Below are 13,260 nucleotides of genomic sequence, written 5' to 3'. Positions count from 1 at the left end.
TTTGTCATGGTGACTACGTCGGCGGCGTACAGGTCTTGGAGGAGTCCGGCGAGTTGGTCTGAACGCCCCAGTGGCCGTCCTTCTGGACCATCGTGACGGTGATCAGGTAGGGCGTCGGCACCGAACCGACCGGCTGCTGCTTGGCCGAGACCTTGCCCGTGTCGACGTCGAAGAGGTGGCGGCCGTCCTTGGTCGGGCAGTTCAGCAGCACCACCTTGGGTGGCGACGCGGCCAGGTCGACGGACTTCACAGCCAGCCGCGGCGTACCCGAGCTGCCCGGAGCCCCTCGCAGCGAGAGTCCGTCGTCGTACAGGTCGTTGAGGAAGCCGCGCACGGCCGACGAGAACGGCGGGAAGGCGTACTGCGTGAAGTCGGCGGCCGGCGGATAGGCCGTGCCCGGCTCCACCGGGGTGGCGTACGCCGTCTCCGCCCTCTGCCCTCTGCCAGTACCCCGCGTAGGCGTCGATGGCGGGTTGTGCCTGGGGCGTGAGCCGGACGACCGGTGGCATCGACAGCTTGGGCGGCGGTGCCGCGGTGGTCGAGGCACTCGTCGCCGTCGACGTGGCCGGTGGGCTCACAGCCTTCGACGCTGCATCGCCGGAGCTGTCGGAGCACCCACTCGCTGCCAGCAGGAGGACTGCGCCCACCGTGATCGTCGTCAGCCGCTTCACCTGCCCGACGTTAGCGACGAACGCGGTCGATACGGCGTCTACGTGGTCACAGGTGCTTCATGGCCTCGCGACGGGTGAGACCCGACATCTGCTCGCCCTGAGCATCGACAAAGGCTCGCACCCAGTCCGGCGAGGTCTTGGCGTACTCACGCAGCGCCCAGCCAATTGCCTTGCGAATGAAGAACTCTCGGCTGTCGAGGTTCGGCACGATCACCGCCTCCAGCAGGTTGACATCAGTGCGCTCCTTCGCACCCAGCTGGCCGATGATGGCCGCCCGACGGACCCACATGTCGTCGTCACGCGACCACTCCCGAAGGCGCCGACCCTCGCCTGCGGGGTCCAGCAGTCCTACCTCGGCCACCACGTGCGACGCCTCGTCGACCACGTCCCACCAGGCGCCGGACCGGATGAGGTGCCGCACGAGCGGCATGACCTCGCTGTCCCGCCACGAGCGGTAGTGCCGATGACGCAGCAGGGCGAGCGCGGCGTACCACTCCTCGCGGTGGGTCGCGCCGTCGAAGAGCGAGCGCACAGCCGACTCCCACTCCGCCCGGTCCTCGACCCGCTCGGCCAGCAACGGCCGCAGGAGGGCCTTGAGCTCGGGTGAGGTGATGCCGCGGTAGGGCATGGCCGACTTCATGTAGCGCTGCTGCCCCTCAGCGCGCACCGGGTCCCCGTGCGCACGGACGACGTCGCGGATCGCCGTCACCAGCTCAGGTCCGCTCGTCACGACGCCACCGTACGACGCCCCGCCCTTCGTGGGACCTCCCCGACGACTCGGCTAGCGTTGGCGCCACACGGCAAGGGAGTCCACGGTGGATCTGCAGCACAAGGTCGTCTGGGTGGTCGGCGCATCAAGCGGGATCGGTGCCGCGGTCGCTCGCGAGGCACAGGCGCGCGGCGCGCGCGTCGCCATCACCGCACGCCGCAAGCCCGAGCTCGACGATGTCGCTGGTGGCGCGATGCTCGTGCTCCCCGCGGATGTCACCGATGACGCCGCCATGGTCGACTGCGCGTCCACCATCGAGCACCGCGTCGGCCCCATCGACGTCGTCGTCATCGCCGCCGGCGCCTGGAACTCCATGGATATCGCCGACTGGGACACGCAGGCGTTCGCGGACACCGTGCAGGTCAACCTGATCGGCACCAGCAACGCGATCGGTGCAGTGCTGCCCAGCATGCTCGCCCGACGGACCGGCACGATCGCCGGCATCACCTCCCCGGCGGGCTACCGCGGCTTCCCGACCGTCGAGGCCTACGGCGCCACCAAGGCCGGCATGCTCAACCTGCTGGAGGGCCTGCGCGCGCAGGCTCAGCCGCGCGGACTGCACGTCACGACCATCGCTCCCACGGCCGTACGCACCCGGCTGTCGTCCGCGTCGCGGCTGCGGTTGCCGTTCAGCATCGACGCGGACTCCGCGGGTCGCGCGATCTGCGACGGCCTCGAGCGCGAACGTCTCGAGATCACGTTCCCATCGCGAATCGCCTTGCCCATCAAGCTGATTCGCATGACGCCCGTACGCATCTGGCCAGCTGTCGCTGAGCGCCTCACCCGCGACCGCTGACCCCAGCCGTCAGGCGACGAGCCACCAGCCGAGGGCCGCGGCGAGCACGCCCGCGACGAGTGACACGCCGACGTTGAGCAGGGCCAGCTCCAGCCGTCCCGACTCCCCCAGCCGCCACGTCTCGAACGTGAACGTGCTGAACGTCGTCAGGGCGCCGCAGAACCCCGTGCCGACGAGCGCGTACGCCGATCCGTCCAGTCCCGCAGCCGCGGCACCCAGGACCAGCGAGCCGAGGACGTTGACCAGAAGCGTGCCGGCCGGGAACGGCCCCGCGACCCATCGGCGTACGACGGCATCCAGCAGGTAGCGCGCCGGCGCGCCCACGCAGCCACCGACGAAGACGGCCAGCCAGCTCAGTGCGCTCACGACCGCGCCCACCAGCGCACCGCGGCGACCCCGACGCCCACCGCAACCAGGCACAGGAGCACGTTGCCGACCAGCTCAGCCAGGGCGATCGCGGCATGATCGCCACCGAGACCGCGCAGGTGCACCGCAAACGTCGAGAACGTCGTAAAGCCCCCGAGCACACCCACCCCGACGAACGGGCGCAGCAGCGGATGTCCACGCTCCTGCTCCAGCACCACGACCATCAGTGCTCCGAGCAAGAAGCTGCCGATCACGTTGGTCACCAGCGTGGCGATGTCGAGTCCATCGGCCGGGTGCGGCAGCAGCTCCGCGACACCGGCCCGGGCCAGCGCGCCGAGACCACCACCGAGGGCAATCACCGCCAGGACCAAAGGCATCCGCGGGACGGCAGCGGGCTCGTCCGGGTCGACGGGCAGGGCGTGGTCACTCATCGCGCGTCAACGTACTCCTCCGCCCGCCGGTAGAATGAAGCGATGACGCCTTCAGAAGAAGACGCCGGAGAGTGCTGTAGTACCAAGCCGGGTCGTGCCCGGCTCTCCACAGGCCCACGCTGATGAACATCGCGATCGGCCTGACCAGCATCCTGGTTCTCACCCTTGCCACTGCCTACTTCGTTGCTCAAGAGTTCGCCTACGTCGCGGTCGACCGTGGCCGGCTGAGCCAGCTCGCCGACGAGGGCGACGCGGCAGCCGCCCGGGCACTCATCGTCACCGGCCGCCTGTCCTTCGCCCTGTCCGGCGCCCAGCTCGGCATCACTGTCACCGCCCTGCTCGTGGGATATGTGTCCGAGCCCTACCTCGGCGTCGGTCTCGCCGACCTGCTGACGAGTACGACAGGGGTTCCCCACGCACTGTCGCTGTCCCTCTCGGTGATCGTCGCTCTCGTGCTCAGCACTGTCGTCCAGATGGTCATCGGCGAGCTGGCTCCCAAGAACTACGCCATCGCCCGGCCGGTCGCGCTGGCGCGCGCGCTGTCCCGCTCGACACTGCTCTACCTGCGGATCGCGGGACCACTGATCCGACTGTTCGACGTGGCCAGCAACAAGCTGCTGCGCTCGGTCGGGATCGAACCCGTCGAGGAGCTCCCTCACGGAGCCACCCCGGAGGACCTGCACCGCATCATCGGTGAGTCCCATGCGGGCGGTCTCCTGGACGACGACCTGTCGCACATCCTCGATCGGGGCCTGGCGTTCCGACACCTCACGGCCGAGCAGGTCATGACGCCACGCATCGACGTCGTGTCGCTTCCGGCCACCGCGATGGCCGCTGACCTCGTCGACCTGCTCGCAACGGGCCACTCGCGCTTCCCGGTCACCGGTGAGTCGATCGACGACGTCATGGGCGTCGCGGGCACCCAAGAGCTGCTGCACGTCGCCCCTGCTGACCGGGCGCTGGTCGCGGTCACCGAGGTCATGAGTGAGCCCGTACGCGTGCCGAGCAGCCTCCCTCTTCCTGCGCTGCTCGAACAGCTGCGCCAGACGCACCGTCAGCTGGCCGTCGTGGTCGATGAGTACGGCGGCTTTGCCGGCATCGTCACGTTCGAGGACGTGGCCGAGGAGGTCGTCGGCGACATCCTCGACGAGGGAGACGAGCCTCGCGAATCCCTAGGCGAGCCAACGTCGTACGACGGCTGGAGCCTGCCCGCGCGCCGACGCCTGGACGAGGTAGCCACCGAGACCGGCATCGCCCTGCCGACGTCCGACGACTACGACACCGTCGGAGGTCTGGTGCTGGCCGAGCTCGGTCGTACGGCTCGGACGGGCGACATCGTCACCGTGCCGTGGGTGCAGCAGGCCGACGACGATGCCGTACGCCGCTCGGCACAGCTGGTCGTGCAAACCGTGAGTCGCCATGTGCCCGAGTGGGTCCGCCTGGTCGACCTGGGCCCGATCGAGTCCGACGTGCACGCTGACTCGACCGACCGGCGTACGGCCGACCAGGAGGTGTCCCGATGAGCCTCGGACTCGCACTCACGATCTCTGGGCTGCTGCTCGTGCTCAACGCCTTCTTCGTGGCTGCCGAGTTCGCGCTGATCGCCAGCCGCCGGCATCGGCTCCAGGACATGGCTGCCACCGGCAGCCGCGCTGCCAAGGCGGCCGTGGCCGGCTCACGCGAGCTGACGCTGATGCTCGCAGGCGCACAGCTCGGCATCACGCTGTGCACTCTCGGCCTCGGCGCGCTCGCCAAACCGGCGGTCAAGGATCTGCTGGCGCCGCTCTTCAAGGCGACCGGCCTGCCCGAGAGCGCAGCCGGCGTGATCGCGCTGGTGCTGGCCGTGGGCATCGTGGTGTTCCTGCACATGGTCGTCGGTGAGATGGCGCCGAAGTCCTGGGCGATCTCGCACCCGGAACGGTCGGCGGTCCTGCTGGCGCTGCCGTTCCGCGGGTTTGCCCGGGCGTCACGATGGGCCCTCCAGTCACTCAACTCGCTGGCCAACGCGATCGTCCGTCTCGCCAAGGTCGAACCGGTCGACACCGTCGCCGATGCGCACGGACCGCTCGAGCTGCAGATGCTGCTGGCCCAGTCCCATGAGCACGGGTCGCTGCCCGACCAGGAGCACGCGATGCTGTCCGGCGCGCTCCGACTCGAGCAGGCTCAGCTGTCGGACGTCACGATCGACTGGGACGACGTGGTCACCGTGCCGCGGTCGGCCACCGTGGCCCAGGCCTGCGCACGCAGTCGTACGACGGGTCGCTCACGGCTGGTCGTCGTTGAGGGCGGACAACCGATCGGCCTGGTGCACCTGCGGCACTTGTTGGCCGCCGCGCCGGACTCGACCGTGCGTGAGCTGGTGCTGCCCATCGAGACGCTGCCGGCCGGCGTACCGCTGATCGACGCGCTCCAGACGATGCGCTCGCGCCGGTCTCATCTCGCGCTGGTGGCCGACGAGGGGCGCGTCGTGGGCGCAACCTCGCTGGAGGACCTGATCGAGGAAGTGCTCGGCCGGTTCGACGACGAGTCGGACCGCATGCCGGCCTGACCGTCACGCCAACGCGGGTCGCGCGCCCCGCCTGAACATGCAGAAGGCCCTCACCGCGGTGCGGTGAGGGCCTTCTGTGCAAGCGGGGAGTGCAGCCCGATCAGTACGGGTTGCCGTAGCTGAGGCTCTCGCCCCAGTTCTTGTGGACCTGCACGGTGCCACCCGGCTTCGGCGCGTCGATGACCATGCCGTTGCCCAGGTAGATGCCGACGTGGTGCACCGGCGAGCCGGAGAACACGAGGTCGCCCGGCTGCGGGTCGCCGGTCCGTCCCACCGCGGCGCGCTGCGCACGCGAGCTGCGCGGCAGGTCGATGCCGACCTGGCGGAAGACGTAGCTGGTGAAACCGGAGCAGTCGAACGAGCCCGGGCCGGCGGAGCCGTAGGAGTACGGGGTGCCGATGTAGCGCTTCGCGATCGCGATGATGCGCTCACGAGTGCTGCCGTCGATGACCGGACCGTCCTCGTCACCTGAGCCCTGCGAAGGACTCGGGTTGACCTTGGACTTGACCGGGCGAGAGCCCTTGTCGACGGGCGACGTGCGCGCACCCGAGCGGGACGCGCGCTTGATCAGGTCACGGGCCTCGACGACATCCGGGAGGCGGACCTGGCTCACCGACACCGCGCCGGCAGCGCTACCTGCGGCCGGGAGGGTGAGGGTGTTGGGGGCAGCAATGGCGTGGCTGGCCTTCTCGGGCGCCAACGTGCCGACACCGGTTGCGGCATCAGCAGGCGCCGCGACGGTGGCCACGAGACCACCCGAGACGGCAACAGCAGCCGAGACGCGGACAGCGGTGCTGGCCGTGCGGTTGGGGGCGCGGTGACGACCGCGGGGACGGGTCTGCTCGATCACAGAATGAACCTCTCCTGACGCCTACGAGGTGAGCTGTCGGGTTCGGGTGGGAGATCACCCGGCCTCTGACGCGCATCCCCGTGAGCGCGCCGTCTGGCTTCACCCCAAGGACGTCTCACGACGCCCGGTGTGGTTCCCCCGCTCCTGCCTGGCGGATGTGCGCTCCCGTGCCAGCTGGCAGGACTCGGCGATGCCTGCACGGGGATCCCCCTGATGGGGGATCAGAAGTACCGTACACACCCCGCAGCCCCACGTCACATTAAGGTCACGACAAATGTCGAATCTCTGCTAAACGGGTTGGACCCACAGGGTTGGAGCCCCCAGAATTCCGCGGTATTCCGGGCCGGAACGTCGCTTCGGTGAGATCGCCGACGGGGCCTGGGACACGCCGAAGACCAGTTACGGAACGGCCACGAACACGTGCGAGGCGACGTCCGCGGGCAGCGACACGCCCTCGGCCGCACTGTTACCGGTCGCCACCGCGATGACGCGCCCGTCCTCGCTGCGCACCGTGATGCGGACGCCAGGCTGTACGCCGGCCGCCGTCAGCACCATCAGCGCCTCGTGGTCGGCCTGCGCGGGCTCGCCGATCCGGCGTACGAGAACCTCTCGATCCTCGGCCACGGCCACCTCGATGAGGGAGGCCACGCCATCGCGGAACTTCTCGATCTCGATGTCCTCACCCAGCTCTTCGAGGCCCGGGATCGGGTTGCCGTAGGGCGAGAGCTGGTGCTCCTGGAGCAGGGCGAGGATCTTGCGCTCCACCCGCTCGCTCATCACGTGCTCCCAGCGGCACGCCTCGTCATGGACGTATTCGAGCTCCAGCCCGATGACGTCGACGAGCAGCCGCTCGGCCAGGCGGTGCTTGCGCATCACCCGGGTCGCCAGGGTTCGGCCGTGGTCGGTGAGCTCGATGTGCCGGTCCCCCGCGAGCGTGAGCAGACCGTCGCGTTCCATGCGGGCGACGGTCTGGGACACAGTCGGCCCGGAGTGACCCAGGCGCTCGGCGATCCTCGCCCGCAGGGGGAGGATCGCTTCCTCCTCGAGGTCGAAGATCGTGCGCAGGTACATCTCGGTGGTATCGATCAGGTCAGTCACCCGCTAAGGGTGCCATTAGTCACTGACATCGGCACGCATGACCGCTTGTGACCGCCCGCCCAGACCGCTGGGTCATAATGGCGCGGCCCGCCCACCTGTAGCAGGAGTGCCCCTTTCATGGCTGACGACAACGAGTCCACGACCGACGAGGTCAGCTCGGTCCGTGGCGACGCGCGCGCCAAGCTCGCATCGATGCAGAAGAAGCAGAGCCGCGAGCAGCGCCGCGGCGGGCTCCTGATCGGAGCGATCGTCGGCCTGGTCGTGATCGCCCTGGTCGGTGGGGGCGCCTTCCTGATCAAGCGCGACAAGGACGACAACAACACGGCCGGCGCCGACGTCGGGGTGGTGAAGTCCTACTCCAAGCTCACGTTCAACCACGTCGAGACCAAGGTGAAGTACCCGCAGAACCCGCCCGTCGGCGGCGACCACAACCCGGCCTGGGCCAACTGCGGCATCTACGACAAGGTCATCCCCAACGAGCACGCCGTCCACTCGATGGAGCACGGCGCCGTCTGGATCACTTACAAGCCGGGCGCCCTCTCGACCGTCGACCTGGCCCTGCTCAAGGGCAAGGCCCAGCAGGACTACATGCTGATGTCGCAGGACAAGACCCAGTCCACGCCGATCGTGCTCAGCGCCTGGGGCAAGCAGCTGCACGTCACCAGCGCCAAGGACACCAAGATCGACAAGTTCATCAAGGACTTCCTGCAGGGACCGCAGACCCGTGAGAAGGGTGCGTCCTGCTCCGGCGCCTACGACCCCAACACCGGTCAGACGGGGTGAGCGAGCCCGACAGCCGTACGCCGGAGCTCACCTCTCCGGACACCGGAGCCTCGGGTGAGGCCCCGGAAGTGCTCGACGAGGTCCCCGTCGCCGCTCCGCTGACCATGAACCAGGCGCGACGCCCGCTGCTGCTGAGCCTCGGGGCCGTCCTGCTCGCCGTGCTTGCCGGCTTCGGCGGCTACCTCATCGGCAAGCCGTCCTTCCCAGACGACGGCAGCGCGGACGCCGGCTTCGCGCGCGACATGCAAGCGCACCATGCGCAGGCGGTCGACATGTCGCTCATCATCCGCAGCCACACCTCGGCGACGGACGTGACGACCCTGGCGTACGACATCGCGACCAGCCAGGAGAACCAGCGCGGCCAGCTGCGCGGCTGGCTGGTGACCTGGAAGCTCTCCCAGGCGCGCAGCGGACAGCCGATGGACTGGATGAAGAACACCGGGCACAACCATCCCGGCACCGTGCCCGGCACGATGCTGATGCCGGACGGCCGCATGCCCGGCCTGGCGACAGCTGCCGAGATGCGCCAGCTGCAGGCGTTGCGGGGCAAGCCCGCCGAGATCCTCTACCTGCAGCTGATGATCATTCACCACCGGTCGGGCGTAAAGATGGCGCAGGCCTGCGTGGACGTGTGCCGCGAGCCCGATGTCGTCGACCTGGCCAAGACCATGGTGAGCGGCCAGCAGAGCGAGATCCAGCTGATGACCGACTACCTCACAAAGCGAGGTGCACAACCGCTCCCCGACCCGACCCGGTGAGAGGTATGGTCAACAGGGAATCCTTCGGCGTCTTTCGCCGTTGGTCCTAACGAGCGTCGTGGTGACCTCCCCCCTGAGCCACGGCGCGGGCCCCACTCGTGGGGCCAGGGACGCCTTCGGGCGTTCGGCCGGTTGGCGCGTTCCCCCCTGTCCGCGTCAACCGGCCTTTCCTATGCCCTGGACGCCTTCCCGCGATCACGTCGCGAAAAAGGCCTTGCCCGCTGTCGGACGTCCGACTTACGGTGCGGGTACACGAGAGAGGAGGTGGTCCAGGAGTGAATTCTTCAAGGACGCGTGAGGTGACTGCGCGCTAGCGCAGATCGTCTGTCGGACACCTCGAAGTGGCCCGACGTCGGACGTGGTGGCAATTCCATGCAGTCACCGCAGCCCGTGGGAACGCGATTCGTCCATCGCGTGCCCGTCTCGAAGGAGGCGGGAGCCCACGGGCTGTTATCTGCCCACTTCCCCCGCGCTACGGCTGGCGGCGCTCGATCCGCCAGGACGCCGCGGCATCCAGCCCACCCGCGGCGGCCCGGACGTAGACCAGCCGGTCGTGCAGCCGGTTCTTCCGGCCGCCCCACAGCTCGACCTCCTCGCAGACGATGCGGTAGCCACCCCAGAACGGCGGCACCGGTACGTCGTCCGGCTTGCCGTCGTCCGGCCAGCGAGCGGCGTACGTCGCATAGGTCGTCTCGAGCTCGTCGCGGCTGGCGACCGGCTGGGACTGCAGCGACGTCCAGGCGCTGATGCGTGAGCCCCACGGCCGCGAGGCGAAGTAGGGCTCCACCACCTCGGGCGGGAGCGGCTCGGCTCGGCCGACGAACCGGATCGCGCGGTACATCGCCTGCCAGGTCAAGGAGGCTGCAACAGCCGAGCTCGCTTGCAGGTCAAGGCCTTTGCGTGACTCGAGGTTGGTGTAGAAACCCGGGCCATCGGTCTCGAGATAACGCATCAGGACCGTCCGTACGTGCGGCTGTCCGGTCTCGTCGATGGTCGCCAGGGCCAGTGCGTCCGGCTCGGGCACGTCGCCGCAGTCGGCCTGCCGTTGACGGGCATCGGCCAGCCACGAGGTGATCGCACTCCATGGCGCCGGGGGCAGCGTGGACTCCTCGATCCCGTCGCCGTCGTAGTCGATCCGCGCGCTCACCTCGGTCATACGACGAGCCTGCCACCTGGGCGAACCGGTGAACCGGTAGCCCATCGTTCAGATCCAACTCGCAAGAACTCTGGCCGCTCGCTTTCTATGTTGCTAGCATCCGAGCATGGGACTGACCAGCGACGACAAGGCGCAGTTCAACGTGTACCTCCCCCGAGACCTGATCACGCGGATCAAGCACCTCGCCATCGACGAGGGCCAGAGCCTGTCCGCTCTGGTCGAGCAGGCGCTGAGCGAGTACGCCGACACCAAGGAGCACCAATGAGCACGCTGACCGTGGCGGCGATCCGATTCACCGACGGCATCCCGCCGATGAAGGGATTCCTCGAGACGCTCGGCCTCTCCACCGCGATCGAGGGCGAGCGCGGTGGCTGGGTCGACCTCCGGGCCGGCGCCGGCCGGGTCTGGCTGCACTCGGCTGCCGACAGCGACATCGGCGCAAACCAAGGACAGACCGGTCTCAGCCTCGAGTCGTCCGACGTCGCCGCCTTGACCGAGCGGCTGGTCGCAGCGGGGCACCAGGCGGCGTACGTCGATGAGTCCTATGGCCGCTCGATGACGGTGGTCGACCCGCTCGGCGACACCTTCCTCGTCAACGAGCACTCCGATGACACCTACGGATTCGTCGCGTCCACACCGGCCCCCGATTCCCGCCTCATCGTCTCGCCGGTCCGCTTCACCGACCCGCAAGGTCCGTACGCCGCCTTCCTCCTCGACCTCGGTCTGCAGCTCAAGGGGTCGGCCGACGAGTGGTACGCCGGGTACGACTCCGGTGATGGCCTCGTCGGTCTGCACCATGACGACGGCGAGGCCCCGATCGTGCCCGGCCCGGGAGCGGCCGTACACCTCACGTTCGGCACCACGGAGGACCTGGATGCACTGGCGTCCCGGCTTCGTGAGGCTGGCTACGGCGACGCCCAGGTCCAGCGGGACGAGTTCGTCTCGTACGTCGAGGTCACTGACCCCGACGGCCAACCGGTCCAGATCCACGCATCGAAGCCGGTCGAGTAGCGGACGGCGCGAACCGGCGTACGGCACCGCTGGCACACTGCGGCAGGTGAGCGAGATCGTGCTGCCCCAGGAGCTGCTGCCCGCCGACGGCCGGTTCGGCTCCGGGCCGTCCAAGATCCGCCCGGCCCAGGTCGAGCTGCTCGGCTCGATCGGCCGCAGCGTGCTCGGCACCTCCCACCGGCAGGCACCCGTGCGCGGCCTCGTCCGCGAGGTACGCGAGGGACTGACGTCGCTGTTCGCCCTCCCGCAGGACTACGAGGTCGTACTCGGCCTGGGCGGGGCATCGGCCTTCTGGGACATCGCGACCTTCGGGCTGATCCGCGAGAAGGCCCAGCACCTGGTCTTCGGGGAGTTCTCGGCCAAGTTCGCCGCTGCGACGGCCGCGGCACCGTTCCTGGCCGAGCCGTCGATCCGGTCAGCTGAGCCCGGCACGATCGCGACCGCGAGTGCCGAGGCGGGTGTGGACGTCTACGCCTGGCCGCACAACGAGACCTCCACAGGTGCGATGGCGCAGGTCCACCGAGTGCGCGGCTCCGACGACGATGCCCTCGTCGTCATCGACGCGACGTCCGGCGCCGGTGGGCTGCCGGTGGATGTCGCGGAGGCCGACGTCTACTTCTTCGGACCGCAGAAGAACTTCGCCGCCGATGGCGGGCTCTGGCTCGCGATCTTCTCCCCCGCAGCTATCGACCGAGCGATGCAGTTGGCCGAATCTCGTTGGATACCAGCATTTTTCGACCTGCGCACTGCGATCGAGAACTCCCGACAGGACCAGACGCTCAACACCCCTGCTGTAGCGACACTCGCCATGCTGGCCGACCAGCTGCGCTGGATGAACGACCAGGGCGGCCTGCCGTGGACGGTGTCGCGGACGACCGAGAGCAGCAGCCGGCTCTACTCGTGGGCCGAGCGGACGTCGTACGCCACGCCGTTCGTCACCGAGCCGAGCGAGCGGTCACTGGTTGTCGGGACGATCGACTTCGACAAGTCGGTCGATGCGGCGCGACTGGCGCAGGTGCTGCGCGCCAACGGTGTCGTCGACACCGAGCCCTACCGCAAGCTCGGGCGCAACCAGCTGCGGATCGCGATGTTCCCGGCCATCGAGCCGGACGACATCTCGGCGCTGACTGCGTGCATCGAGTACGTCGTCGAGCGGCTCTGAGCCGAACTGGTCACATCGTTCGGTCGGCTTCCGTCAGGGTGATGACACACACCGTGGACCTCAGGAGGAAGCCATGACCGATCCCGCACCGCGGACGTTCGAGCAGCGCAAGCAGGACACGCTCGCCCGGCTCGAGAAGGACGTCGATGCGTGGATCGCGACGGCCGGCGATGAAGGCCCCTACCTCGTGCCGCTGTCGTACCTGTGGGACGGCGCGACCGTGCTGCTCGCCACGCCGGCCCGGAGCGCCACCGGCCGAAACCTCGACGCGTCACAGCAGGTGCGGCTCGGCATCGGGGCGACGCGGGATGTCGTGCTGGTCGAGGGTGTCTCCGAGACGATCGAGGTAGCTGACCTGCCGACCGAGGTGGGTGACGCCTTCGCGGCGCACACGGGATTCGAGCCGCGCACTCTGCGTGGCTACCGCTTCTTCCGAGTCACGCCGCAGCGCATCCAGGCCTGGCGTGAGGTCGATGAGCTCGCGGGCCGCGACCTGATGCGCGACGGCACCTGGCTCGCCTGACCCCGTTCACCAGGTCTCATGCCGCCTCTGCTGGATCGGCAAGCACAGCAGGAGGGCCGCCTGCCTGTCCGAACGTGCCCACTGCGCTGCATGGATCGTGGCGAGTTCGAGGCCGACCCGCGGTATGCCCACTCCAGCAGCGCGCTGAACAGCTCGCGGTCGATGCAGCCGAACGCCATCACATCGATACGCCCGAGACGGCCGTGGCACAGAGACGTCGATGGTCTCTGGTTCGAAGCCGGTCAGATCCTTGGCGAGCAAGGCTGAAACACCGTCGAGCACAGCACCGGAACCGCTCTCCCAGACTGCCCACCAGAGGCGACCTTCGTCCCGCGGCT

General features: G+C 68.8%; 16 protein-coding genes and 1 riboswitch. Of the genes, 9 read left to right on the top strand and 7 right to left on the bottom strand.

The window, feature by feature from the left end; all coding sequences use genetic code 11:
• Positions 1–13: 13 nt before the first annotated feature.
• Both VV02_RS08165 and VV02_RS08160 read right to left on the bottom strand, forming a co-directional pair.
• On the bottom strand, positions 14–406 hold the full coding sequence (locus VV02_RS08165; protein ID WP_052590920.1) for a hypothetical protein: 393 nt from the start codon (positions 404–406) through the stop codon (positions 14–16).
• A 311-nt stretch (positions 407–717) separates the two neighbouring features.
• Entirely contained in the window at positions 718–1,401 is a 684-nt protein-coding gene (locus VV02_RS08160) for a DNA alkylation repair protein (RefSeq protein WP_052590919.1), read from the bottom strand.
• Between the two features lie 85 nt (positions 1,402–1,486).
• Between VV02_RS08160 and VV02_RS08155 the strand changes: the two genes are divergently transcribed.
• Positions 1,487–2,236, top strand: a complete 750-nt coding sequence (locus VV02_RS08155) for an SDR family NAD(P)-dependent oxidoreductase (protein ID WP_052590918.1) — start codon at positions 1,487–1,489, stop codon at positions 2,234–2,236.
• Positions 2,237–2,245: 9 nt separating this feature from the next.
• On the opposite strand, the gene crcB is transcribed toward VV02_RS08155, so the two are convergent.
• Both crcB and VV02_RS08145 read right to left on the bottom strand, forming a co-directional pair.
• On the bottom strand, positions 2,246–2,602 hold the full coding sequence (crcB, locus tag VV02_RS08150) for a fluoride efflux transporter CrcB (protein WP_245633022.1): 357 nt from the start codon (positions 2,600–2,602) through the stop codon (positions 2,246–2,248).
• On the bottom strand, positions 2,599–3,033 hold the full coding sequence (locus tag VV02_RS08145; protein WP_083450001.1) for a fluoride efflux transporter FluC: 435 nt from the start codon (positions 3,031–3,033) through the stop codon (positions 2,599–2,601). The genes crcB and VV02_RS08145 overlap by 4 nt, the downstream gene beginning before the upstream one ends.
• A 122-nt stretch (positions 3,034–3,155) precedes the next feature.
• Here VV02_RS08145 and VV02_RS08140 point away from each other — a divergent pair, with 122 nt between their 5' ends.
• Both VV02_RS08140 and VV02_RS08135 read left to right on the top strand, forming a co-directional pair.
• A complete protein-coding gene (locus VV02_RS08140; RefSeq protein WP_052590917.1) occupies positions 3,156–4,556 on the top strand; it encodes a hemolysin family protein in 1,401 nt (466 codons plus the stop codon).
• Complete coding sequence (locus VV02_RS08135) at positions 4,553–5,581, top strand: hemolysin family protein (RefSeq protein ID WP_052590916.1); 1,029 nt, start codon at positions 4,553–4,555, stop codon at positions 5,579–5,581. The genes VV02_RS08140 and VV02_RS08135 overlap by 4 nt, the downstream gene beginning before the upstream one ends.
• A gap of 100 nt (positions 5,582–5,681) precedes the next feature.
• On the opposite strand, the gene VV02_RS08130 is transcribed toward VV02_RS08135, so the two are convergent.
• Both VV02_RS08130 and VV02_RS08125 read right to left on the bottom strand, forming a co-directional pair.
• Positions 5,682–6,431, bottom strand: coding sequence for a C40 family peptidase (locus tag VV02_RS08130; RefSeq protein WP_052590915.1), 750 nt, complete (start codon positions 6,429–6,431; stop codon positions 5,682–5,684).
• Between the two features lie 4 nt (positions 6,432–6,435).
• A riboswitch (cyclic di-AMP (ydaO/yuaA leader) is annotated at positions 6,436–6,631 on the bottom strand.
• A 199-nt stretch (positions 6,632–6,830) separates the two neighbouring features.
• The gene (locus VV02_RS08125; RefSeq protein ID WP_052590914.1) at positions 6,831–7,529 is read right to left on the bottom strand and encodes an iron-dependent transcriptional repressor DtxR; all 699 of its coding nucleotides are present in this window, start codon (positions 7,527–7,529) and stop codon (positions 6,831–6,833) included.
• Positions 7,530–7,646: 117 nt separating this feature from the next.
• Here VV02_RS08125 and VV02_RS08120 point away from each other — a divergent pair, with 117 nt between their 5' ends.
• Both VV02_RS08120 and VV02_RS08115 read left to right on the top strand, forming a co-directional pair.
• Complete coding sequence (locus tag VV02_RS08120; RefSeq protein ID WP_052590913.1) at positions 7,647–8,312, top strand: thioredoxin-like domain-containing protein; 666 nt, start codon at positions 7,647–7,649, stop codon at positions 8,310–8,312.
• Positions 8,309–9,070 (top strand): DUF305 domain-containing protein, encoded by a 762-nt coding sequence (locus tag VV02_RS08115; RefSeq protein WP_245633021.1) that lies wholly within the window; start codon positions 8,309–8,311, stop codon positions 9,068–9,070. Before VV02_RS08120 ends, VV02_RS08115 begins: the two co-directional genes overlap by 4 nt.
• A gap of 472 nt (positions 9,071–9,542) precedes the next feature.
• On the opposite strand, the gene pdxH is transcribed toward VV02_RS08115, so the two are convergent.
• Positions 9,543–10,226 (bottom strand): pyridoxamine 5'-phosphate oxidase, encoded by a 684-nt coding sequence (pdxH, locus tag VV02_RS08110; RefSeq protein ID WP_052590912.1) that lies wholly within the window; start codon positions 10,224–10,226, stop codon positions 9,543–9,545.
• Positions 10,227–10,332: 106 nt separating this feature from the next.
• Here pdxH and VV02_RS08105 point away from each other — a divergent pair, with 106 nt between their 5' ends.
• The 4 genes from VV02_RS08105 (at position 10,333) to VV02_RS08090 (ending at position 12,922) form a co-directional block, all read left to right on the top strand.
• Complete coding sequence (locus VV02_RS08105) at positions 10,333–10,491, top strand: ribbon-helix-helix domain-containing protein (protein WP_052590911.1); 159 nt, start codon at positions 10,333–10,335, stop codon at positions 10,489–10,491.
• Positions 10,488–11,237, top strand: a complete 750-nt coding sequence (locus tag VV02_RS27080) for a VOC family protein (RefSeq protein ID WP_052590910.1) — start codon at positions 10,488–10,490, stop codon at positions 11,235–11,237. The genes VV02_RS08105 and VV02_RS27080 overlap by 4 nt, the downstream gene beginning before the upstream one ends.
• A gap of 46 nt (positions 11,238–11,283) precedes the next feature.
• A complete protein-coding gene (gene serC, locus VV02_RS08095) occupies positions 11,284–12,399 on the top strand; it encodes a phosphoserine transaminase (RefSeq protein ID WP_052590909.1) in 1,116 nt (371 codons plus the stop codon).
• 73 nt (positions 12,400–12,472) lie between these two features.
• On the top strand, positions 12,473–12,922 hold the full coding sequence (locus tag VV02_RS08090) for a pyridoxamine 5'-phosphate oxidase family protein (RefSeq protein ID WP_052590908.1): 450 nt from the start codon (positions 12,473–12,475) through the stop codon (positions 12,920–12,922).
• Positions 12,923–13,260 lie beyond the last annotated feature (338 nt).

This window comes from Luteipulveratus mongoliensis (genome assembly GCF_001190945.1).
GTDB lineage: Bacteria > Actinomycetota > Actinomycetes > Actinomycetales > Dermatophilaceae > Luteipulveratus > Luteipulveratus mongoliensis.
Note: the sequence above shows the minus strand (reverse complement) of the source record. Positions and strands in the feature narration are given on the sequence as shown.

Excerpts from the sequence above, each read along its gene's own strand:
- VV02_RS08105 (WP_052590911.1), top strand. The coding sequence starts at position 10,333 with ATGGGACTGACCAGCGACGACAAGGCGCAGTTCAACGTGTACCTCCCC.
- VV02_RS08145 (WP_083450001.1), bottom strand. The coding sequence starts at position 3,033 with ATGAGTGACCACGCCCTGCCCGTCGACCCGGACGAGCCCGCTGCCGTC.
- VV02_RS08135 (WP_052590916.1), top strand. The coding sequence starts at position 4,553 with ATGAGCCTCGGACTCGCACTCACGATCTCTGGGCTGCTGCTCGTGCTC.
- VV02_RS08120 (WP_052590913.1), top strand. The coding sequence starts at position 7,647 with ATGGCTGACGACAACGAGTCCACGACCGACGAGGTCAGCTCGGTCCGT.
- pdxH (WP_052590912.1), bottom strand. The coding sequence starts at position 10,226 with ATGACCGAGGTGAGCGCGCGGATCGACTACGACGGCGACGGGATCGAG.
- VV02_RS08140 (WP_052590917.1), top strand. The coding sequence starts at position 3,156 with ATGAACATCGCGATCGGCCTGACCAGCATCCTGGTTCTCACCCTTGCC.
- VV02_RS27080 (WP_052590910.1), top strand. The coding sequence starts at position 10,488 with ATGAGCACGCTGACCGTGGCGGCGATCCGATTCACCGACGGCATCCCG.
- VV02_RS08090 (WP_052590908.1), top strand. The coding sequence starts at position 12,473 with ATGACCGATCCCGCACCGCGGACGTTCGAGCAGCGCAAGCAGGACACG.